Source organism: Caballeronia grimmiae, assembly GCF_000698555.1.
Taxonomy (GTDB): domain Bacteria; phylum Pseudomonadota; class Gammaproteobacteria; order Burkholderiales; family Burkholderiaceae; genus Caballeronia; species Caballeronia grimmiae.
On record NZ_JFHE01000033.1, the window covers coordinates 37,727 to 59,894 of the forward strand.

At 63.4% G+C, this 22,168-nt stretch carries 22 protein-coding genes and 2 pseudogenes; 5 read left to right on the top strand and 19 right to left on the bottom strand.

Features of this window, described 5'->3' with window-relative positions:
• Nucleotides 1-17 precede the first annotated feature (17 nt).
• From accD to leuC, 12 genes are all read right to left on the bottom strand, one after another.
• Nucleotides 18-890, bottom strand: coding sequence for an acetyl-CoA carboxylase, carboxyltransferase subunit beta (gene accD / locus BG57_RS24120; protein ID WP_035968851.1), 873 nt, complete (start codon nt 888-890; stop codon nt 18-20).
• Between the two features lie 60 nt (nt 891-950).
• Nucleotides 951-1,754: a tryptophan synthase subunit alpha gene (trpA, locus tag BG57_RS24125; protein ID WP_035968854.1), complete on the bottom strand. Its 804-nt coding sequence runs from the start codon at nt 1,752-1,754 to the stop codon at nt 951-953.
• A 52-nt stretch (nt 1,755-1,806) separates the two neighbouring features.
• Nucleotides 1,807-2,658 carry a DNA-methyltransferase gene (locus BG57_RS24130; protein WP_035968856.1) on the bottom strand — a complete coding sequence of 284 codons (852 nt, stop codon included), beginning with the start codon at nt 2,656-2,658 and terminating at the stop codon, nt 1,807-1,809.
• Nucleotides 2,659-2,665: 7 nt separating this feature from the next.
• Complete coding sequence (gene trpB / locus BG57_RS24135) at nt 2,666-3,859, bottom strand: tryptophan synthase subunit beta (RefSeq protein ID WP_035968859.1); 1,194 nt, start codon at nt 3,857-3,859, stop codon at nt 2,666-2,668.
• 54 nt (nt 3,860-3,913) lie between these two features.
• Nucleotides 3,914-4,582 (bottom strand): phosphoribosylanthranilate isomerase, encoded by a 669-nt coding sequence (locus BG57_RS24140; protein WP_035968861.1) that lies wholly within the window; start codon nt 4,580-4,582, stop codon nt 3,914-3,916.
• Nucleotides 4,579-5,382, bottom strand: coding sequence for a tRNA pseudouridine(38-40) synthase TruA (gene truA / locus BG57_RS24145; RefSeq protein ID WP_035968862.1), 804 nt, complete (start codon nt 5,380-5,382; stop codon nt 4,579-4,581). The genes BG57_RS24140 and truA overlap by 4 nt, the downstream gene beginning before the upstream one ends.
• 1 nt (nt 5,383) lies before the next feature.
• On the bottom strand, nt 5,384-7,402 hold the full coding sequence (locus BG57_RS24150) for a FimV/HubP family polar landmark protein (protein ID WP_035968864.1): 2,019 nt from the start codon (nt 7,400-7,402) through the stop codon (nt 5,384-5,386).
• Nucleotides 7,403-7,577: 175 nt separating this feature from the next.
• Nucleotides 7,578-8,699: an aspartate-semialdehyde dehydrogenase gene (gene asd, locus BG57_RS24155; protein WP_035968865.1), complete on the bottom strand. Its 1,122-nt coding sequence runs from the start codon at nt 8,697-8,699 to the stop codon at nt 7,578-7,580.
• A gap of 81 nt (nt 8,700-8,780) precedes the next feature.
• The gene (locus BG57_RS33120; RefSeq protein WP_160174749.1) at nt 8,781-8,930 is read right to left on the bottom strand and encodes a hypothetical protein; all 150 of its coding nucleotides are present in this window, start codon (nt 8,928-8,930) and stop codon (nt 8,781-8,783) included.
• Between the two features lie 134 nt (nt 8,931-9,064).
• A complete protein-coding gene (leuB, locus tag BG57_RS24160) occupies nt 9,065-10,132 on the bottom strand; it encodes a 3-isopropylmalate dehydrogenase (RefSeq protein ID WP_035968868.1) in 1,068 nt (355 codons plus the stop codon).
• A 17-nt stretch (nt 10,133-10,149) separates the two neighbouring features.
• Nucleotides 10,150-10,800 (bottom strand): 3-isopropylmalate dehydratase small subunit, encoded by a 651-nt coding sequence (leuD, locus tag BG57_RS24165; RefSeq protein ID WP_035968870.1) that lies wholly within the window; start codon nt 10,798-10,800, stop codon nt 10,150-10,152.
• A gap of 24 nt (nt 10,801-10,824) precedes the next feature.
• The gene (gene leuC, locus BG57_RS24170) at nt 10,825-12,234 is read right to left on the bottom strand and encodes a 3-isopropylmalate dehydratase large subunit (RefSeq protein WP_035968873.1); all 1,410 of its coding nucleotides are present in this window, start codon (nt 12,232-12,234) and stop codon (nt 10,825-10,827) included.
• Nucleotides 12,235-12,543: 309 nt separating this feature from the next.
• On the opposite strand from leuC, the gene BG57_RS24175 reads away from it, so the two are divergent.
• Nucleotides 12,544-12,792: an AbrB/MazE/SpoVT family DNA-binding domain-containing protein gene (locus BG57_RS24175; RefSeq protein WP_035968895.1), complete on the top strand. Its 249-nt coding sequence runs from the start codon at nt 12,544-12,546 to the stop codon at nt 12,790-12,792.
• Nucleotides 12,786-13,104, top strand: a pseudogene (locus BG57_RS24180) (type II toxin-antitoxin system PemK/MazF family toxin). Before BG57_RS24175 ends, BG57_RS24180 begins: the two are co-directional and overlap by 7 nt.
• 69 nt (nt 13,105-13,173) lie before the next feature.
• On the opposite strand, the gene gltA reads toward BG57_RS24180, so the two are convergent.
• The 7 genes from gltA to BG57_RS24215 all read right to left on the bottom strand — a co-directional run bounded on the left by gltA (nt 13,174) and on the right by BG57_RS24215 (nt 19,177).
• Nucleotides 13,174-14,475, bottom strand: coding sequence for a citrate synthase (gltA, locus tag BG57_RS24185; protein WP_035968876.1), 1,302 nt, complete (start codon nt 14,473-14,475; stop codon nt 13,174-13,176).
• Nucleotides 14,476-14,631: 156 nt separating this feature from the next.
• On the bottom strand, nt 14,632-14,925 hold the full coding sequence (locus BG57_RS24190) for an FAD assembly factor SdhE (protein WP_035968877.1): 294 nt from the start codon (nt 14,923-14,925) through the stop codon (nt 14,632-14,634).
• A gap of 1 nt (nt 14,926) precedes the next feature.
• Entirely contained in the window at nt 14,927-15,631 is a 705-nt protein-coding gene (locus BG57_RS24195) for a succinate dehydrogenase iron-sulfur subunit (RefSeq protein WP_035968879.1), read from the bottom strand.
• Nucleotides 15,632-15,647: 16 nt separating this feature from the next.
• The gene (gene sdhA, locus BG57_RS24200; RefSeq protein ID WP_035968880.1) at nt 15,648-17,423 is read right to left on the bottom strand and encodes a succinate dehydrogenase flavoprotein subunit; all 1,776 of its coding nucleotides are present in this window, start codon (nt 17,421-17,423) and stop codon (nt 15,648-15,650) included.
• Nucleotides 17,424-17,428: 5 nt separating this feature from the next.
• Nucleotides 17,429-17,797, bottom strand: a complete 369-nt coding sequence (gene sdhD / locus BG57_RS24205; protein ID WP_035968882.1) for a succinate dehydrogenase, hydrophobic membrane anchor protein — start codon at nt 17,795-17,797, stop codon at nt 17,429-17,431.
• A gap of 2 nt (nt 17,798-17,799) precedes the next feature.
• A complete protein-coding gene (gene sdhC, locus BG57_RS24210) occupies nt 17,800-18,210 on the bottom strand; it encodes a succinate dehydrogenase, cytochrome b556 subunit (RefSeq protein WP_035968885.1) in 411 nt (136 codons plus the stop codon).
• 175 nt (nt 18,211-18,385) lie between these two features.
• Complete coding sequence (locus BG57_RS24215) at nt 18,386-19,177, bottom strand: GntR family transcriptional regulator (RefSeq protein ID WP_174447243.1); 792 nt, start codon at nt 19,175-19,177, stop codon at nt 18,386-18,388.
• A 576-nt stretch (nt 19,178-19,753) separates the two neighbouring features.
• Here BG57_RS24215 and BG57_RS24220 point away from each other — a divergent pair.
• From BG57_RS24220 to BG57_RS32715, 3 genes and pseudogenes are all read left to right on the top strand, one after another.
• Nucleotides 19,754-20,740 (top strand): malate dehydrogenase, encoded by a 987-nt coding sequence (locus BG57_RS24220; protein WP_035968888.1) that lies wholly within the window; start codon nt 19,754-19,756, stop codon nt 20,738-20,740.
• Nucleotides 20,741-20,910: 170 nt separating this feature from the next.
• Nucleotides 20,911-21,921, top strand: coding sequence for an HpcH/HpaI aldolase/citrate lyase family protein (locus BG57_RS24225; RefSeq protein WP_035968897.1), 1,011 nt, complete (start codon nt 20,911-20,913; stop codon nt 21,919-21,921).
• 104 nt (nt 21,922-22,025) lie between these two features.
• Nucleotides 22,026-22,168: pseudogene (locus tag BG57_RS32715) on the top strand (2-methylcitrate synthase); the annotation flags it as partial.

Sequence of the window (22,168 nt, forward strand, 5' to 3'; positions counted from 1 at the left end):
GCGGGACGAAAACGGCCTCAGGCGACGGAATCGGCGGGCTGCCCCGTCATCAACGCCATCAACTGGGCGATTTCCTCGCGCATCTTCCGGCGATCGATGATCATGTCGACCGCGCCCTTCTGCAGCAGGAATTCGGCGCGCTGGAAGCCTTCCGGCAGCTTTTCGCGCACGGTCTGCTCGATCACGCGCGGACCCGCGAAGCCGATCAGCGCCTTCGGCTCCGCGATCACGACATCGCCGAGGAACGCGAAGCTGGCGGACACGCCGCCCATCGTCGGATCGGTCAGCACGGAAATGAACGGCAGCTTCGCCTCGGACAGCTTGGTCAGCAGCGCGGTGGTCTTCGCCATCTGCATCAGCGAAAGCAGGCTTTCCTGCATGCGCGCGCCGCCCGACGCCGTGAAGCAGATGAACGGCACGTTCTGCTCGATGGCATTGCGCGCGCCGCGCACGAAGCGCTCGCCGACGACCGAACCCATCGAGCCGCCCATGAACGAAAATTCGAAGCACGCGACGACGCACGGCAGCGTGTGGATCGCGCCGCCCATGACGACCATCGCGTCGGTTTCGTCGGTGTCTTCCATCGCTTCTTTCAGACGATCCGGGTATTTGCGGCTGTCCTTGAATTTCAGCGCGTCGACCGGAACGACTTCCTGGCCGATTTCATAGCGGCCTTCCGGATCGAGCAGGCGATCGAGCCGCTCGCGCGCGCCGATACGCATGTGATGACTGCACTTCGGGCAAACATGCAGATTCGCCTCGACGTCGTTGCGGTACAGCACCGCTTCGCACGACGGACACTTGACCCACAGGCCCTCGGGGATGCCCTTGCGGCTCTTGGGGTCGGTTTGCTTGATCTTGGGCGGCAGCAGTTTGTCGAGCCAGCTCATCGTTTTTCCTTGACTGTTCGGGGGCCGCGGCGCGCGAGTCGCGCGGCGCGGCGGCGAAAATTACCTGGCGGAGTCGAGCGCCGTGCGGATTTCCGCGATGAAGCTCGAAAGCGACGCCGCGGCCGTTTCGGGCGGCGCCTCTTCGAGCAACTGCACGAGCCGGCTGCCGATGACCACGGCATCCGCGACTTCGGCCACGGCGCGGGCGGTTTGGGCGTCGCGAATGCCGAAACCGACGCCGACCGGCAGGGGCACGTGCGACTTGATGGCCGGGATTTTACTCGCGATGCGGGAAACGTCCAGATTAGCGGCGCCGGTCACGCCGGTGAGCGACACGTAATAGACGTAGCCGCTGGCGATCTTGCCGACCGCCGCGATGCGCTCGTCCGTCGACGTGGGCGCGAGCAGGAAGATCGGATCGATGCCTGCGGCGCGCATCGTCGTGCTGAAGTTTTCCGATTCCTCCGGCGGATAATCGACGACCAGCACGCCGTCCACGCCCGCCTGCTTCGCGGCTTGTGCGAACGCTTCGGCGCCCATGCGCTCGATCGGATTCGCGTAGCCCATCAGCACGACGGGCGTTGTGTCGTCGGTTTCGCGGAAGCGCGCGACATCGGCGAGCACGCGCTTCAACGTCACGCCGCGCGCCAGTGCGCGTTCGGACGAACGCTGGATTACAGGGCCATCGGCCATCGGGTCGGAGAACGGCACGCCCAGTTCGATGACGTCCGCGCCGCCCTTCGCGAGCGCGTGCATGAATTCGACGGTCTGTTCCGGGTTGGGATCGCCCGCGGTGATGAACGGGATCAGCCCTTTCTTGCCTTGCGCGGCGAGCGCCGCGAGCGTGTTCTTGATACGGGACATGGAAATTCTCGTAGTCGTATTCAGTAGGCGTCGATAGACGCGGTCAGCGACGCTATTGCGCGGCTTGCGCTTCGGCGGCAAGCGGAACGGCAGCGGGCTTCGCAGGCGCCGCATTAGCCTGCGCGATGCGGCCTTCCGCGATCGCGCAGTAATCGGCGTTGATTTCGTAACCCGTGAACAGCCGTCCGTGGCGCGCGCACGCAACCGCCGTCGTGCCGCTGCCCATGAACGGATCGAGCACGCGGCCGCCCGCCGGACAACTCGCCAGCACCATGCGCTCGACGATTTCCAGCGGCTTTTGCGTCGGATGATCGACGCGTTCCGCGTGCTGCCGATGCAGCCGCGATACCGACCAGACGTCCTTCGGGTTATAGCCCAGCTCCAGCCACTTGCTGCCTTCGAAGATCTTGCGCGAGCGTGCTTTCTTCGTCGCTGCATCGTAAGGGATGCGCACCGGATCGAGATCGAAGTAGTAATCCCTCGATACCGCGAAATAACCGATGTTGTCATGCACCGACGTGTACTTGCGCGTCGTTCCGCCCATGCTCGGCACGCGCCGGTCCCAGACGATCTCGTTGACCATCATCATCCGGCGCTTCAGGAACACGAACAGTTCGGGCGAGTATTGCCAGGTGCAGAAGATATACAGCGAGCCGCTCTTCTTGAGCTTCGGAATCGCCATGTCGAGCCAGCGATACGTCCATTCCAGAAAGGCGTCGCCCGACAACATGTCCGAGTCGTTCCCGTAATCCTTGCCCAGTCCATAAGGCGGATCGGCGACGATCAGATCGATCGACGCATCGGGAATGTTCGCGGCATCGGCCAGGAAATCGCGGTTGCGAATGTCGATGCCGGCGCCTTGCAGCGCGCCGGCGGACAACGGTTCGTCGATGACAGTGCGCATCTGCGGCTTAGAACTGGATGCCCGATCGCTCCGCGACCGTGTGCATGTCCTTGTCGCCACGGCCCGACAGGTTGACGAGCAGCACCTTGTCGCGCGGCAGCGTCTTAGCGAGCTTCGCGCCGTAGGCAAGCGCGTGGCTCGATTCGAGTGCCGGGATGATGCCTTCGATACGGCAGCAGTCGTGGAACGCCTTCAGCGCCTCGTCGTCCGTGATGCCGACGTACTCGGCGCGGCCCGCGTCCTTCAGCCACGCGTGCTCGGGACCGACGCCCGGATAATCCAGGCCCGCCGACACCGAATGCGTCTCGATGATCTGGCCGTCGTCGTCTTGCAGCAGATACGTGCGATTGCCGTGCAGGACGCCGGGGCTTCCGCCCATCAGCGACGCCGCGTGACGGCCCGTGTCGATGCCATCGCCCGCGGCCTCGACGCCGATGAGCCGCACGTCCGTGTCGTCGATATACGGATAGAAAATGCCCATTGCGTTCGATCCGCCGCCCACGCACGCGATGACCGCATCCGGCTGACGGCCCGCCATTTCAGGCATCTGCACGCGGCATTCGTCGCCGATCACGCGCTGGAAGTCGCGCACCATCATCGGATACGGATGCGGACCCGCGACCGTGCCGATGATGTAGAACGTGTTTTCGACGTTCGTGACCCAGTCGCGCATGGCTTCGTTGAGCGCGTCCTTGAGCGTGCGTGAGCCGGATTCGACCGGCACGACGGTCGCGCCGAGCAGCTTCATGCGATAGACGTTCGCCGCTTGCCGCCGCACGTCCTCCGCGCCCATGTAGACGACGCATTCCATGCCGAAGCGCGCTGCGATGGTGGCCGTGGCGACGCCGTGCTGGCCCGCGCCCGTCTCGGCGATCACGCGCGGCTTGCCCATCTTGCGAGCGAGCAGCGCCTGGCCGATCACGTTGTTCACCTTGTGCGCGCCGGTGTGATTCAGGTCTTCGCGCTTCAGATAAAGCTGTGCGCCGCCGAGCATCTCGCTCCAGCGTTTCGCGTGATAAATCGGGGAAGGACGGCCGACGTAGTGCTTCAGTTCGTAGTCGTATTCGGCCTGGAACTCGGGGTCCTGGCGGGCCGCGTCATAGGCGCGGCGCAGTTCGTCGAGTGCATGAATGAGCGTTTCGGAAACGAAAACGCCGCCATACTGGCCGAAGTGGCCTCTTTCGTCAGGCAAGTTGTACATTGCGTCACTCTCTCGGTGGCGGTCCGACAATTCATGTCGGCGCCGCATTCGGAATCAGCCGGCGTCCGCTTCGCGCACCGCGCGCACGAACGCCGTCATTCGGGCGTGATCTTTCACGCCCTTGGCGCCCGGCACTTCGATGCCGCTGGAGACATCGACCGCGAACGGGCGCACGCGCCGGATGGCTTCACTGACGTTTTGCGTGTTCAACCCACCACTCAAAACGGCCCGATGCCCGAGATCTGTTGGGATAAGTGACCAATCGAATACCTTTCCACCGCCGCCGAAGCCCTCGACGAGCGCGTCGAGCAGGATGCCGCCTGCGGCTGCATATTTAAGCGACGATTCTACCAAATCGCTTGCAGCCGCATCAGGCCCGACACGCACTGCGCGCCAATAGGGCAAACCCGCAATCGCGGCAAGTTCGGCGCATTGCTCGGGCGTTTCGTCGCCGTGAAACTGAAGAAGCGCAAGCGGCACGCTCGACGTGACTTCCGAGATCCATTCGGGCGTCGCGTTGACGAACAGGCCAACGGCCGCCACGAGCGGCGGCACGTGCCGCGCCAGTTCGACGGCCTGCGGGACGCTCACCGAACGCGGGCTCGGCGGATAGAAGACGAAGCCCACCGCGTCCGCACCGAGCGCGACGGCGTGCTTGACGTCGTCCACGCGCGACAACCCGCAGAGCTTGATTCTCGTTCGATGCAAGTCCTGGTCGTTCATGTCTGATCGGTCCAAATGGCGCTCCACGGCATGCTCGCGATATGCGGCGGCGGGACCGCGAAGCGTTCGGGATAGCCCACTTCCGCCAGGTAAAGTCCGTCGGGCATGAACGTCGGCGCCGCGGCGCGGCGGTCGCGGGCGGCAAGGACGTCGGCCATCCACGAGACGGGGTGTCGGCCGCGCCCGATCGCGACGAAGCATCCCATCAGATTGCGCACCATGTGATGCAAGAACGCGTTGGCGCGGAAACGGAAGTGGACGAAATCGCCCTGCTCGCGCACGTCGATCCGATACACATGCTTCACCGGCGTTTTCGACTGGCAATCCGCTGCACGAAACGACGAAAAATCGTGCTCTCCGATGAGGTACGCCGCCGATTCGCGCATCGCGGCGACATCAAGCGGCGTGTGCACCCAGCCCGCGCGTTTCGAGAGCATGGGTGAACGCACCGGATTGACGTACAGCACGTAATAGTAAGTGCGCTCGAAGGCCGCGAAGCGCGCGTGAAAATCGTCGGGCATCGGCTTCGCCCATTGCACCGCCACCGATTCCGGCAGGAACGCGTTGGTGCCGCGCACCCACGAGAACACGGTGCGCTCGAGGTCCGTATCGAAGTGGACGACTTGGCCGAGACCGTGAACGCCCGTATCCGTACGGCCCGCGACGACCGTTTGCAACGGCGTCTGCGCGAACTCCGCGAGCGCGCGTTCGAGTTCGTCCTGTACCGTGTTGCCGTGCGGTTGCGATTGCCAGCCGCTGAACGCGGCGCCGTCGTACTGAACGCCTAACGCAATGCGCATATCAGGAATGCGGTGCGAGCGTCGAGAGCAGCGCGGCGGCTTGCTGGCGCGTGGCCGTATCGTTCGACACGATGACTTCCTGCAGCAGCGTGCGCGCGCCGCCCAGATCGCCCAGTTCGATGTACTCGACAGCCAGCTCGAGCTTGTTGCGTGCGATCGTTGCGAGTTGGGCCGCGGTGAGCGCCGGCAGCGGCTCGGTATGGCTCGACGGCAGATTCAGATCGAAATCCAGGCTGAGCGGCCCGTACGGCGTCGCGCCAAGACCGGCGACCGACGCAGCGCCGGCCGTTCCCGCTTCGATCTGCGCGGCGGCCGATGGCGGTTCGATCTTCCGGACTCGCCCGGCGTCCGTGCCGGCGACGGGCTGCGGCACGAACGGCACCGGCTCGATCGGCGTTTGCGACTCGCGCAAAGCGGGGGCAGCGCCGGCATCGCCCGGCGTTCCCAGCCGCAAATCCATGCGCGGCGGCAAGCTCAGGTCCAGTGAGCCGAGGGCCTCGACGGCTTCGGTCGGAAACTTGGGCATCGGGAAGCGATCGCCGCGCGTCGGTTCGTCGTCGTCCGCAGCTTCTTCCGAATGCGTCTCGCGGCGCGCCGCCTGCTCCGCCGCGCGTTGCTCATCGGCAGCCTGCGCTTGTGCCTCGCGCAATTCGGCCTCGCGCGCGATGATCTCCCGCGCAGCCGCCTCGCGGACGTGCTGCGCCTGCGCTTCCTGTTCGGCGGCTTCGCCTTCGTGGCGCGCCATTTCAGCGGCGAGCGCGTCGCGCGCTGCTGCCTCGCGTGCGCGAATCTCGCGCTCTTCGGCCTCGCGGGTCGCGGCTTGCCGGGCGGCTGCCTGACGTTCTTCGGCTTCCCACTTTTCGGCTTCGCGGGCGGCGGCTTCGCGAGCGGCGATGTCTCCCTCGTTGGCATCGCTGTCGTGCCCGTCCGCCGTGCCGGACTGTTGCAGCGGCGGCACGAACCCCGCGTGAATTGCCGCGGGCGGCGACGGCATGAACGGCGCGGGCGGCTCGGCGCGTGTTTCGACGGATTCAGGCGCGTGCGGCGTCGCCGGTTCGGCTTCGTGCAGCGCGGTCGGCAGCGACGCCGGCGGCGTATCGACGGAGCGAACGGCATCGTCGTCGGACGGGGCGGCGAACGTCTGAGCCGCCTCGTAGCTCTCGATGCTCGCCGCCACCGCGTTCAATTCGGACTGATCGCGCTCGACGGCCTTGCCCTCGAGTTCGGCCGCGCCGGAGCCTGTCGGCGGTGCGGGGAACGCAGGCGTCACGGGGCGCTCGCTATTTCGCGCATCGGCTTCGGCTTGCGCCACCGCACGGCGGCGTTTTGCGCTGCGCCACATCATTAGCAGGAACAGCAGGACGAGTACCGCGATCGCGAGACCAAACAGCATCGGATCAGGGCCGACACGGCGCGCAGGGGCCGTTTCCGTCGCCGGGGCGCTGGCCGTTGGTGCGCTGGCCGTTGGTGCGACGGCGGGCGCGGGCTGCGGCTCCGAAGCCTGCTCGGTACCCGATGCCTGTTCGATACCCGAAGCCGGCGCGATGCCCGAAGCGGCCTCCGCCGGCGCTTCCGGCGACGACGCCACCGGGCCAGCAGGACTGACCGCTGGCGCACTCACCTGGTCGGCGCCGGCCGGAGCCTGCGAGGCGGATGCCGCGCCGGTATCGCCCGCCGGCACGTTCAGCACCGCGCCGAGTTTAAGCCTGTTGATGTCGTGCCCGGCGAACGCGTTCGGATTCGCGTCGAAGAGCGCACGCGCCATTTTTTCACGAACGACGCGTTCCTTCGACCCGGTGATTTCGGCGGCGACGTCGTTGAGCGACTGTCCCGGTTTGACCGCGTACCGCTGGCCGGACGCGCCCGCGACGGCCGCCGAGGCTGTGTCGGCGGCGGCGCCGCTCGCCTGCGCGAGCGCCGCGCCGGGGTTCGTCCAGAGCAGCGTGCAGACGGCGACGCTTGCCGCGGCGAGCGCCGCACGCGATGACGGGATGGAAGACCGGCGGGGTCGTCGAATCATTGAAACTCCAGGGTACGGCGAAAAATTGAAACAGGAACGAAGACTCGCGCGCCCGAAACGGTCATGACCGGCCATTCGCGCACAGCGCCAGACAATCGGGCGCACAAACAAAAAAGCGCCGCGATAACGCGACGCTTTTTCTTCGAGGTCCGCGCTTTCTGGCGCGTAGTTTACTTTACTTGTCCAACAGAATGCGAAGCATGCGGCGCAGCGGCTCGGCAGCGCCCCACAGAAGCTGGTCGCCGACCGTGAACGCCGACAGATACTCGCCGCCCATCGCCAGCTTGCGCAGACGGCCGACCGGCACCGTCAGCGTGCCAGTGACGACGGCCGGCGACAAATCGCGCATCGACGCTTCACGCTCGTTCGGCACGACCTTCACCCAGTCGTTCGCCGAAGCCAGAATGCCGTTGATCTCGTCGAGCGGCACGTCCTTGTTCAGCTTGATGGTCAGCGCCTGCGAGTGGCAGCGCATCGCGCCGATCCGCACGCAGAGGCCATCGACGGGAATCGAGCCCGGCTGGCCCATCGCGGGCTTGCCCAGAATCTTGTTGGTTTCCGCGCCGCCCTTCCATTCTTCCTTCGACATGCCGTTGCCGAGATCCTTGTCGATCCACGGAATCAGCGACCCGGCGAGCGGGACGCCGAAATGCTCGGTCGGCATGGCGTCGCTGTTCATCGTCGACAGAACCTTGCGGTCGATGTCGAGAATAGCCGACGACGGATTCGCGAGATCGTCCGCGACCGACGCGTGCAGCGCGCCCATTTGCGACAGCAGTTCGCGCATGTTCTGCGCACCCGCGCCGGACGCGGCCTGGTACGTCATGGCCGTCATCCAGTCGACGAGGTTCTCGCGGAACAGGCCGCCCAGCGCCATCAGCATCAGGCTGACCGTGCAGTTGCCGCCGACGAAATCGCGCCCGCCCTTGACGAGCGAATCCTTGATGACGTTCAGGTTGACCGGGTCGAGGATGATGACCGCGTCGTCCTTCATGCGCAGCGCCGACGCCGCGTCGATCCAGTAGCCCTTCCAGCCCGCCGCGCGCAGCTTCGGATACACGTCGTTCGTGTAGTCACCGCCCTGGCAGGTAATGATGGCGTCGCACTTCTTCAGGTCGTCGATGCTCGTTGCATCTTTGAGCTTCGTCTCGTTTTTGGCGAACGACGGCGCGTTGCCGCCCGCATTGCTGGTGCTGAAAAACACCGGTTCGATCAGGTCGAAATCGCCTTCCTGCTGCATGCGCTGCATCAGGACGCTGCCGACCATACCGCGCCAACCAACGAGACCTACGTTCATGACTAACCTTATGTGTGGATTCTTCCCCGCATCCTTGCCCGGCGTGGCCGCGCGGGGAAGACGCTCGGACACGAGGGACGATCAGCGAATCGTGATCGCTTTGATGGAGACTTTCGTAATGCGCGTTTTCGACGTAATGACGCCGATGCGCTTGACGATGACGAGACCCGTCGCGCGAGCGTCGATGCCGCGACCGATGGAATCCGTAGAGAATTGAGAGTTCTTCGCCATGACCCAGCAATATACACGATCTGCGGCGCGTTGGTCCGCGGTTGCGGCCCGCGCTAAAGATCCATTCGGACGACGCGTCAATGCTACCGGATCGGCCGCTCTGAAAAGAAACGGCCGATCGTTTTATTGAACGTTTAAAGCGCAGCCAGCACTGCGGCGCCCATTTCCTTCGTGCCGACAGTCTTGCCGTCTTGCGTCGCGATGTCGCCGGTGCGGAAGCCCTGCTCCAGCACCTTCTTCACCGCGCTTTCGATGCGATCGGCCTGTTCCGCTTTGCCGAGCGAATAGCGAAGCATCATCGCCGCCGACAGGATGGTCGCGAGCGGATTCGCCACGCCCTTGCCCGCGATGTCCGGCGCGGAGCCGTGCGAAGGCTCGTACAAGCCCTTGTTGTTCTTGTCGAGCGACGCCGACGGCAGCATGCCGATCGAGCCGGTCAGCATTGCGGCTTCGTCCGAGAGAATGTCGCCGAACATGTTGCCCGTGACGACCACGTCGAAAGCTTTCGGCGCTTTGACGAGCTGCATCGCCGCGTTATCGACGTACATGTGCGACAGCTCGACTTCCGGATATTCCTTGGCGACGTCGATCATCGTGTCGCGCCAGAGTTGCGAGGTTTCCAGCACGTTGGCCTTGTCCACGCTCGTCAGCTTCTTCTGGCGCTTCTGCGCGGCGGCGAACGCCACATGCGCGATGCGGCGCACTTCCGGCTCCGAATAGCGCATCGTGTCGAAGCCTTCGCGCGCGCCTTCGAACGGGCCGTCCGGCGCTTGACGCACACCGCGCGGCTGGCCGAAGTAGATATCGCCGTTCAGTTCGCGCACGATGAGGATGTCGAGACCCGACACGATTTCCGGCTTCAGCGACGACGCGGCTGTCAATTGCGGATAGCAGATCGCCGGACGGAAGTTCGCGAACAGTTGCAGATGCTTGCGCAGCCCGAGGATGGCCTGCTCGGGACGCAGCGCGCGTTCGAGCTTGTCGTACTTCCAGTCGCCGACGGCGCCGAAAAGGATCGCATCGGCTTCTTTCGCCAGCTTGAGCGTCGATTCCGGCAGCGGATGGCCATGCGCTTCATACCCCGCGCCGCCGACGGGCGCTTCTTCCAGCTCGAACTTTTCGCCGAGCGCATTCAGCACATTGACCGCTTCGGCCATGATTTCGGGGCCGATCCCGTCGCCGGGCAACACTGCGATTTTCATCTGTCTCTTCCTTTGATTTATCCGATCAAGCGATTGTTCAACCACGGCTGCTTCGCGAGCCGCTCCGCTTCGAACGCCTTGATCTTGTCGGCGTGACGCAGCGTGAGGCCGATATCGTCGAAACCGTTCAGCAGGCAGAATTTGCGAAAGCCCGGGACATCGAACGCGTACTCGGTGCCGTCGCCGGTTCGCACGACCTGCGCTTCCAGATCGATTGTCAGCTTGAAGCCGACGAACGCATACGTCTCGTTGAAGAGCTTGCCGACCTGCTGCTCCGACAACACGACCGGCAGCAAGCCGTTCTTGAAGCAGTTGTTATAGAAAATGTCCGCGAAGCTCGGCGCGATGATCGCCCGAAAGCCGTATTGATCCAGCGCCCACGGCGCGTGCTCGCGCGAGCTGCCGCAGCCGAAGTTCTTGCGTGTCAACAAGATGGACGCGCCCTGATAGCGCGACTGATTCAGCACGAAATCCGGGTTGAGCGGACGCTTGCTGTTGTCCTGGCCGGGTTCGCCGACATCCAAATAGCGCCATTCGTCGAACGCATTCGGGCCGAAGCCCGTGCGCTTGATCGACTTCAGGAACTGCTTGGGGATGATCGCGTCCGTGTCGACGTTCTCGCGATCCAGCGGCGCTACGAGCCCGCTATGAACGATGAATTTTTCCATGGTCTTTCTCAGTATCCCGATTGATCACGCGAGCTTGCGCACGTCGACGAAATGGCCTTCGATCGCGGCGGCGGCAGCCATCGCCGGGCTGACGAGATGCGTGCGGCCGCCCGCGCCCTGGCGCCCTTCGAAATTGCGGTTCGACGTCGACGCGCAGCGTTCGCCCGCATCGAGGCGGTCGGCGTTCATCGCGAGACACATCGAGCAACCCGGCTCGCGCCATTCGAAACCGGCGTTCGTGAAAATCTTGTCGAGCCCTTCGCGCTCGGCCTGGGCCTTCACGAGGCCCGAACCCGGCACGACCATCGCGAGCCGCACATTCGGCGCGACGCGCTTGCCCAGCGACTTGACGACATACGCCGCCGCGCGCAGGTCTTCGATGCGCGCGTTCGTGCAGGAACCGATGAAGATCTTGTCGGGCCTGATGGATTCGATCGGCGTATTCGGCTGCAGCGCCATGTAAGTGAGCGCGCGCTCCATCGCGTCGCGCTTGACGGGGTCCTTTTCACGCTCAGGATCGGGCACGCGGCCGTCGATGGACGTCACCATTTCCGGCGATGTGCCCCACGTCACTTGCGGCACGATTTCGGCCGCGTTGATCTCGACGACGCGATCGAACTGCGCGCCATCGTCCGATTTGAACTGGCGCCAGTATTCGACCGCCTGATCCCATTCGACGCCCTGCGGCGAATACGGACGGTCCTTCAGGTAGTTGATGGTCGTATCGTCGACGGCCACCATGCCCGCGCGCGCGCCCGCTTCGATCGCCATGTTGCAGACGGTCATGCGGCCTTCCATCGTCAGCGACCGGATGGTCGAGCCGCCGAATTCGATTGCGTAGCCCGTGCCGCCCGCCGTGCCGATCTTGCCGATGACCGCGAGCACGATGTCTTTTGCCGTGCAGCCGCGCGGCAACTGACCCTCGACCTTGACGAGCATGTTCTTGCTCTTCTTTTGCAGCAGCGTCTGCGTGGCGAGGACGTGCTCGACTTCCGACGTGCCGATGCCATGCGCGAGCGCGCCGAACGCGCCGTGCGTCGACGTGTGCGAATCGCCGCAGACGATCGTCATGCCGGGCAGCGTCGCGCCCTGCTCCGGCCCGATGATGTGCACGATGCCCTGACGCAAATCGTTCATCTTGAACTGCGTGATGCCGAATGCATCGCAATTGGCGTCGAGCGTGTCGACTTGCAGCTTCGAAACGGGATCGGCGATGCCGTGCGAGCGGTCGGTCGTCGGCACGTTGTGGTCGGACACGGCGAGATTCGCGCTGATGCGCCACACCGGGCGCTCGGCCAGCTTCAGACCTTCGAACGCTTGCGGGCTCGTGACCTCGTGCAGCAGATGACGATCGATATAGAGGATCGAGGTGCCGTCCTCTTCCGTGTGGATAACGTGCGTGTTCCACAACTTGTCGTAGAGAGTCTGGGACATGGTGAGCGCTTTCGTAGGTGACTGCGGGGTGTTATGGGGTGCGGCCTGTTGGACGATTATGCCACTTCCATTACGGCGCGTGGTACTAGGCTAAACGAAAAAAGCGTGCAAATTCAGTGAGTTATCGTAGTGGTGGTGATACCTGGATCGGGACTACCTGCTTGACTGGCATTTCCGCTCGCGTCGCCGATTACTTTCGGCGGAGTGTCGCCGCCGCGCGAAGAGACGTATGTTCATCTCGAATCGAGATTGACGACCGCAAACGTCGGTAAAAACATTGTTCGCAGGTACGTGACCGCGATGAACTTCATGAAAACGACCATCCGAAGAATCGGCAATTCTCAAGGCGTGCTGATACCCAAGCCGTTCCTCACGCAATTGGGGCTGGAGAACGAAATAGAAATGGATGTCGAAGGCGATGCAATCGTGCTGCGCAAGCCACGCGCGATCGTGCGGGCGGCGTGGGCGGAAGCGAGCAAGGCGGTCGCTGCAAGCGGCGAAGACGCGCTCGTGCTCGGCGAGCTCGGTAACGCGAACGACGGAGCGCTCGAATGGTGAAGCGCGGCGAGATTTGGCTGGTCGCGCTGGACCCGACGAAAAAGAGCGAAGTGCTGAAGACGCGCCCTTGCGATTGTGTCGCCGCCCGAACTGCATGATCACTTGCGCACGGCGATCATCGCGCCGATGAGCTCGAATGGCAGGCCAGCGCCGTTTCGCATCCCCGTTTCATTCAAGCAAAAGGAAGGGCTGATTTTGCTCGATCAGATCCGAACCGTCGACAAACTGTGCCTCGTGAAGAAGGAAGGCGTTATCGCCGACGAGACGCTGGCGAACACGCTTCACACGCTGCAGGAAGTCTTCGCGGTCTGAGCCCAAAAAGCAAAAAGCCCCGGCAGTCACCCGCCGGGGCTTTCTAAACTACAGCTTCAACCAACCGACTTACCGCTTGTCGAGCGGCTTCACTTCACGCGGCGTGTGGCCGATGAACAACTGGCGCGGACGGCCGATCTTTTGCTCGGGATCAGCGATCATCTCGTTCCACTGCGCAATCCAGCCCACCGTACGCGCCATCGCGAAGATGCACGTGAACATCGACGTCGGGATGCCCAGCGCGCGCTGCACGATGCCCGAGTAGAAGTCGACGTTCGGGTACAGCTTGCGCGACACGAAGTATTCGTCTTCGAGCGCGATCTTTTCCAGTTCCATCGCGAGCTTGAAGAGCGGGTCGTCGTGCAGGCCCAGTTCGTTCAGCACTTCGTGGCAGGTTTCGCGCATCAGCTTCGCACGCGGGTCGTAGTTCTTGTACACGCGGTGACCGAAGCCCATCAGCTTCACGCCCGAGTTCTTGTCCTTCACCTGCTTGATGAACTCAGGAATGTTGTCGACCGAGCCGATCTCTTCCAGCATGTTCAGCGCGGCTTCGTTCGCGCCGCCGTGCGCCGGGCCCCACAGACACGCGATACCCGCAGCGATACACGCGAACGGATTCGCACCCGACGAACCGGCCAGACGCACCGTCGACGTCGACGCGTTCTGCTCGTGATCCGCGTGCAGAATCAGGATGCGGTCGAGCGCGCGCACGAGCACGTCGTTGACCTTGTACTCTTCGCACGGGTTCGCAAACATCATGTGCATGAAGTTCGCGCTGTACGACAGCTCGTTGCGCGGATACACGAACGGCTGGCCGATGCTGAACTTGTACGCCATCGCGACGAGCGTCGGCAGCTTCGCAATCATGCGGATCGCCGAGACTTCGCGGTGACGCGGATCGTTGATGTTCAGCGAGTCGTGATAGAACGCGGACAGCGCGCCGACCGCCGCCACCAGGACGGCCATCGGGTGCGCGTCGCGACGGAAGCCGCGGAAGAAGAAGTGCATCTGCTCGTGCACCATCGTGTGACGCGTGACCGTGTCCACGAATTCCTCTTTCTGCGCAGCCGTGGGCAGTTCGCCCTTCAGCAGCAAGTAGCACGTTTCGAGGAAGTCGGCGTTTACGGCCAACTGCTCGATCGGGTAGCCGCGATACAGCAGCTCGCCCTTGTCGCCGTCGATGTAGGTGATCGCCGAATTGCACGCCGCCGTCGACATGAAGCCCGGGTCATAGGTGAACTTGCCGGTCTGACCGTACAGCTTGCGGATGTCGATCACGTCGGGGCCCATCGTGCCCTTGTAGATCGGCATTTCAACGCTCGGCGAGTTGTCGCTGAACGATAGCGTGGCTTTAACATCTGACGGGGTCATAGCACATCCTCAATCGAAGTATGGATACAGGTTTTCGATAATTTGCACGACGGAAGCTGCGCGGCAGGACTGCACGATCGACCGCTGTCCGCTCTCAACTGCTTGGCGCGCGGACTCACGGCGCATTGTGCAAAACTCCGCGGATCTCTGCCGAAATCACACGGAACGCAGGATCTGAATCACGCGAATCACGTCCGGCGTGGCAAGCTCGCCTTCCGGTTCGGTCCGCGCGAGCAGCAGGTCCATCAGTTCGTTGTCGCTCAGCTCCAGCAGGCGGGTCAAAGCGGCCACGTCGGCGTCACTGAGGTCATGCTCATATCGGCTGAAAAAACGTTCGAAGATCAGATCGTTTTCCAGCAGGCCGCGCCGTGCACGCCACCGGAGGCGCGCACGGCGAAGAGGGTCGGACTGGTGAGCGCTGTCTTGCTTGTCGACCATCGCATTGTCCATTTCAGACAGCCCGGCGCACCATCAATTCCTTGATCTTGCCGATCGCCTTCGTCGGATTGAGCCCCTTCGGGCACACGTCGACGCAGTTCATGATCGTGTGGCAACGGAACAGACGATACGGATCTTCCAGATTGTCGAGGCGTTCGCCCGTCGCCTGATCGCGGCTGTCCGCGATGAAGCGATAGGCTTGCAGCAAGCCCGCCGGTCCGACGAACTTGTCCGGATTCCACCAGAAGCTCGGGCAAGACGTCGAGCAGCTAGCGCACAGAATGCACTCGTACAGGCCGTCCAGCTCGTCGCGCTCGACCGGCGATTGCAGACGCTCCTTCTCGGGCGGCGGCGTGTCGTTGATCAGGTACGGCTTGATCGAGTGATACTGGTTGAAGAACTGCGTGAAGTCGCAGATCAGGTCGCGCACGACCGGAAGGCCCGGCAGCGGACGCAGCACGATGCGCTCCGGCAGGTCGTTCAGGTTCGTCAGGCACGCGAGGCCGTTCTTGCCGTTGATGTTCATCGCGTCCGAACCGCACACGCCTTCGCGGCACGAACGGCGGAACGACAAGGTTTCGTCCAGCGCCTTCAGCTTCACCAATGCGTCCAGCAGCATGCGTTCGTGCGAGTCGATTTCGAGCTCGTAACGTTGCATGCGCGGGGCCGCGTCCTTGTCCGGATCGTAGCGGTAGACTTCAAAAATTCGTTTTGCCATTTCGATTCCCTTGCCCTTAGAAGGTGCGCGCCTTCGGCGGCACCGATTCGACCGTCAGCGGCTTCATCTGAACCGGCTTGTAGTCGAGGCGATTGCCTTCGCTGAACCACAGCGTATGGCGCATCCATTTGTCGTCGTCGCGATGCTCGTAGTCGCTGTGCGCGTGCGCGCCACGGCTTTCCTTGCGTGCTTCGGCCGAGACCATCGTCGCGCGGGCGACTTCGATCAGGTTCGCCAGTTCCAGCGCTTCGACCTTCGCGGTGTTGAACACCTTCGATATGTCCTTCAGATGCACGTGCTTCACGCGCTCGGCCAGTTCCGCGACCTTGTCCACGCCTTCCGACAGCAGCTTGGACGTGCGGAACACGCCGGCATGCGCCTGCATCGTCGAGCGGATGTCGTTCGCGATGTTCTGCGTGTATTCGCCCGAAGTCGACTTCTCCAGCACGGCAAGGCGCTCGAGCGCGAAGTCGGCGGCGTCGGCCGGCAGCGGCTTGTGCTCGCGCGCTTCCTTCGCGTACTTGATGATGTGATTGCCGGCCGCGCGGCCGAACACCACCAGGTCCAGCAGCGAATTCGTGCCGAGGCGGTTCGCGCCGTGCACCGAAACGCACGAGCATTCGCCCACCGCGTAGAAGCCGTTCACCGGCTCGTTGTAGCCGTTCGCCGTGCCGACGACCTGACCGTGCATGTTCGTCGGAATCCCGCCCATCTGATAATGGATGGTCGGAACGACCGGGATCGGCTCCTTGATGCAGTCCACGTTCGCGAACTTCAGCGCGATCTCGCGAATCGACGGCAGACGCTTCATGATCGTCTCGGCGCCGATGTGCGACAGGTCGAGCAGCACGTGATCCTTGTTCGGACCCACGCCGCGCCCTTCCTTGATTTCCTGGTCCATCGAACGCGAAACGAAGTCGCGCGGCGCCAGATCCTTCAGCGTCGGGGCATAGCGCTCCATGAAGCGGTCGCCGTTCGAGTTACGCAGAATGCCGCCTTCGCCGCGCACGCCTTCGGTGATCAGCACGCCCGCGCCGGCCACGCCGGTCGGGTGGAACTGCCAGAACTCCATGTCCTGCAAAGCGATGCCCGAACGCGCCGCCATGCCGAGGCCGTCGCCCGTGTTGATGAACGCATTCGTCGATGCCGCGAAGATGCGCCCCGCGCCGCCCGTGGCGAACAGCGTGGTCTTGCCTTCGAGGATATAGACTTCGCCCGTTTCCATCTCGAGCGCGGTCACGCCGAGCACGTCGCCGTCGGCGTCGCGGATCAGGTCCAGCGCCATCCATTCGACGAAGAAATGCGTCTTGGCTGCGACGTTCTGCTGATACAGCGTGTGCAGCAGCGCGTGGCCGGTACGGTCGGCTGCCGCGCAGGCGCGCTGCACCGGCTTCTCGCCGTAGTTCGCCGTGTGGCCGCCGAACGGGCGCTGATAAATGGTGCCGTCCGCATTGCGGTCGAACGGCATGCCCATGTGTTCGAGCTCGTAAACTGCGTTCGGCGCTTCACGGCACATGAACTCGATCGCGTCCTGGTCGCCGAGCCAGTCGGAACCCTTGATCGTGTCGTAGAAGTGATAGTGCCAGTTGTCTTCGCTCATGTTGCCGAGCGATGCGCCGATGCCGCCTTGCGCCGCGACGGTGTGCGAGCGCGTCGGGAACACCTTCGACAGCACCGCGACCGACAGGCCCGCACGCGCGAGTTGCAGCGATGCGCGCATGCCCGATCCGCCCGCGCCAACGATGACCACGTCGAAACGGCGACGCGGCAGGGAAGTCTTGATTGCAGCCATATTCTTTAAACTCTCCAGAGAATCTGTGCAGCGTAGCCGGCGCATCCGATGAGCCAGAGCACGGTCAGCACCGTCAGGAACAGGCGCAGGCCAACCGGCTTCACGTAATCCATCCAGATGTCGCGCACGCCGACGTACGCGTGATAGAAGAGCGAAAGCAAGGCTACGAAAGTGGCGAGCTTCATCCACTGCATCGCGAAGATCGACGCCCAGCCTTCATAAGAGAAGCTGTGCGCGCCGAAGAACAGCACGAGCAGGACGAGGGTGTACACGGCAACGACGATTGCGGTCACGCGCTGGGCGAGCCAGTCGCCCAGGCCGTAATGCGCTCCGACGACGAGGCGCTTGGAGCCGACTCGGTTCTGGGTACCCATGTTTAGAAGGCTCCGAAAAGTTTCAGGGCGACGACGAGCGTCAGCAGCAGCGACACGACGAGCACGGCAAGCGCCGTCTGACGGCCGCCTTCCTTGTTCACGGCGACGTGCGTGTCGAGCACGAGAAAGCGGATGCCTGCGCAGAAGTGATGCAGATACGCCCAGGACAGCACGAGCGTGATGATTTTGACGATGGGGTGAGCGAGGAAGCCTTTGAATGCGTCGAAACTAATTTCCGACGTCAGACTCTGATCGAGCAGATAGAGAAGGAACGGCAGTGCAACGAAGAGCAGCAAGCCGCTGATACGGTGCAGGATGGAGACCTTCCCTGCTAGCGGCAAGCGATATTTCGCAATCTGTCCAAGCCCGATGTTCCGGTACTCGGGCCTTGGTTTTTTTACGGCTTCAGCCATGCTAGACCCCAACTTGTTATTACACTAACCCGCGATTTTAGCGCCTTTTTATTTCACGCTGCAGGGAAAACCCGCCCAAGAGACTATTGCTGCACGCGTGAAAATGGCGAACGTGAATGCTTTGTCGATGCTTCGCGGACCGCCCGGCCGATGCCCGCCGCGTCTGTTCATTCGGTCAACTCAAGTCGTTCTGATAGTAGTAGCCGGTCGTGACATACCAGCCGCGCCGCACTTCCACCGGGCGATCGCCGTACGTGTACGAGATCCGTTCGACCGAAAGAAGCGGAAAACCCGGCTGCACTTGCAGCAATTGCGCGACCGGCTCGTCCGCCGCCACCGCGCGAATCTTCTCCGACGCCCGGATCATGCGCGTGCCGAACTCCGTTTCGAACATCGCGTACAGCGGGCCCTTGTAATCGGCGAGCCGCTCGGCCGTCAGTCCGCGGAAAACCGCGCCCGGCAGCCAGATTTCGTCGAACACGGTCGTTTCGCCGTCGAACTGCAGCAGGCGCTTGATGAGCACCACGGGATCGGCGGGCTTGAGATCGAGCTGACGCGCGATTTCGGCGGGCGCACGCAGGCGCCGGCATTCGAGCAGGCGGCTTACGTGGGGATGAACGTCGCCGTCATCGGGCAAAAGGCGCAGGAAGCGGAACTGCACGCGATCTTCGCTATGCGTCGCAACGAACGTGCCCTTGCCTTGACGGCGCACGAGGAGATTGTCGGCGGCGAGTTCGTCGATGGCCTTGCGGACGGTGCCCTGGCTCACCTTATAGCGCGCGGCCAGTTCCACTTCGCTGGGGATGATCTCGCCCGGCTTCCACTCGCCCGATTCGAGGCCCTGCGTAATCAGCGCCTTGATCTGCTGATACAGCGGGCTGAACGTCGGCGACGGCGCGCCCTCGGCCGACTGTGCGTTGCCGTTGGGTGAGGTGGTGCTCGCCGGATTTGCCGCGTTGGAATTCATGCCGCGCATTTCAACACAAAGGGCTGCCGCGCGTCCACATTTTCACGCATGATCCTATGTCTTATATAAGACATAAGATACTGTTGACTTTGCCTCCGACCAATCCTACACTCCTTGGCGAGCAAGGGTTTGCGGGTCGCCGCGCAGTCCGTGGAAAGTTCGTTTGGACCGGTTCAATCGGCGCATTTCGCCGGTGAACGGTGCGTTCGGCACATCGCGGGCAGCGCCGCCAACCGCCAGGCACGCCCTTTCGCTTTCGCCTCACGCCGATCGGCCAATCGATTCGCGCGCCGCTGCCTGCCTACCGCCTCGCAACGTCCAGCGCCGTCTCGAATGGGCGCTTGTCCGTCAGACTCTAGCGAATCGCCGTTTCCTCACGTCACACCGCGCAGTCTCTCGCTCGAAGAAGGATTCATGGCATGACAGCCATGCCGTCACGCTTTCATGCGGAGCCATGCGTTGCGCCGCTATCGGAGAGCGCTGCGGCATCGCCGGCATGTCTTCATCAACGCTTCGCGTAACGCGCATAAAATAGCGTTTTTCCCTAGCGTTCCACGCACCGTCAGGAGAGTTTCAATGGCTAAGTCCGCAAAGCGCGTTGCCGTAACCGGCGCCGCAGGTCAAATCGGCTACTCGCTGCTGTTCCGTATCGCCAATGGCGATCTGCTCGGCAAAGACCAGCCCGTGATCCTTCAGTTGCTCGATCTGCCGCAAGCGCAAGCCGCCGTGAAGGGCGTCGTGATGGAACTGGAAGACTGCGCATTCCCGCTGCTCGCGGGCGTGGTCGTCACGGACGATCCCAAGGTCGCGTTCAAGGACGCCGACATCGCGTTGCTGGTCGGTGCGCGTCCGCGTTCGAAGGGCATGGAACGCAAGGACCTGCTGTCGGCGAACGCCGAAATCTTCACGGTTCAGGGCCGCGCGCTGAACGAAGTCGCGAGCCGCGACGTGAAGGTGCTGGTCGTCGGCAATCCGGCGAACACGAACGCCTATATCGCGATGAAGTCGGCGCCGGACCTGCCGAAGAAAAACTTCACCGCCATGCTGCGCCTCGACCACAACCGCGCGCTGTCGCAACTGGCGGCCAAGTCGGGCAAGCCGGTCGCGTCGATCGAAAAGCTCGTCGTGTGGGGCAATCACTCGCCGACCATGTACCCCGACTTCCGCTTCGCGACCGCCGAAGGCGAGAGCCTCACGAAGCTGATCAACGACGACGAATGGAACCGCAACACGTTCATCCCGACCGTCGCCAAGCGCGGCGCGGCGATCATCGAAGCGCGCGGCCTGTCGTCGGCGGCATCGGCGGCTAATGCGGCCATCGATCACGTGCGTGACTGGGTGCTCGGCACCAACGGCAAGTGGGTGACGATGGGCATTCCGTCGGACGGCTCGTATGGCATTCCGGAAGACATCGTCTACGGCGTGCCGGTCACGTGTGAGAACGGCGAGTACAAGCGCGTCGAAGGCCTGGAAATCGACGCGTTCTCGCGCGAGAAGATGGACGGCACGCTGAACGAACTGCTCGAAGAGCGCGACGGCGTGGCGCATCTGCTGGGTAAGTAAGCAACACGGCATCATCGGGAGCCTTCGCCGTTCCCGCCAGCGCGAACGCTTCGCGGCGTTCGCGGCTGATTCGATCGCGCTTGAACGAAAGCAAGCAAGCCTTCGAGCGCGTCCGAATCAGAAGCACGAGCAGCATCGAACTCTCTTTTCAATCGGAGCCGACGCCGACAATGCCCGCTCTCACACCCGCAGAAGTGCTGTTCGACGGCGAGCCGCAGCCCGCCGTCCTGCCGCCCTGCGACCACTATGCCGGCAGCGAAAAGCTGATCCGGAAGTCGCTCGCGCTGCAGGCCGAACTCGGGCCGGTGTTCGACATCACGCTCGATTGCGAGGATGGCGCGCAAGTCGGCCACGAAGCCGAACATGCGGAGATGGTGGCGTCGTTCGTCGGCGGCGAGGATGACCGCTTCGGGCGCGTCGGCGTTCGCATCCATGACTTCCATCATCGCGCGTGGCGGGACGACGTCCGCATCATCCTTCGCCAGGCGAAGAAAGCGCCCGCCTTCGTGATGCTGCCGAAAATCCGCAGCGTGTTCGACGCCGCCGAGATGATCGCGTTCATCGAGGCATCGCGCAGTGAGTTCGGCATCGCGCAATCCATTCCGTGTCACCTGCTGATCGAAACGCACGGCGCGCTCGCGGAAGTCTTCGAGCTGGCCGCGCTGCCCGGTGTCGAATCGCTGAGTTTCGGCCTGATGGACTTCGTGTCGGCGCACAACGGCGCCATTCCCGATACCGCCATGCGCTCGCCCGGCCAGTTCGAGCATCCGCTCGTGCGTCGCGCGAAGCTGGAAATCGCGGCCGCATGTCACGCGCATGGCAAGGCGCCCTCGCATAACGTGTCGACGGAAGTGCGGGACATGAGCGTCGTCGCGAACGATGCCGCCCGCGCCCGCAATGAGTTCGGCTATACGCGGATGTGGAGCATCCATCCGTCGCAGATCCGGCCCATCGTCGATGCCTTCTCGCCGCGCGCCGACGAGATCACGCTCGCCGCCGAAATTTTGCTGGCCGCGCAACGCGCGCAGTGGGGCCCGACGCGCCACGGCGACACGCTGCACGATCGCGCGAGCTATCGCTATTACTGGTCCGTGCTGCGCCGCGCGCAGGCCACCGGCCACGCGATTCCCGACGAATGCGCCCCGCTGTTTGCAGCGGCATCGACGGGACGCGCGGCATAAATGCAAAGGTTTCGATACGCCGCGTACGGGCCGAATACCCCGGCGCGCTTTTCAAGCAAAAGAGACGACGCTGCTGCAAGAGCGTTCACAGGAGACTTGAAGCAATGAGCGATACCGCAACGACCGACGCGCCCGCAGCAGCGGGTGGTTTCAAACCGAAGAAATCCGTCGCGCTGTCCGGCGTGACGGCGGGCAATACCGCGCTGTGCACGGTCGGCAAGACCGGCAACGACCTGCACTATCGCGG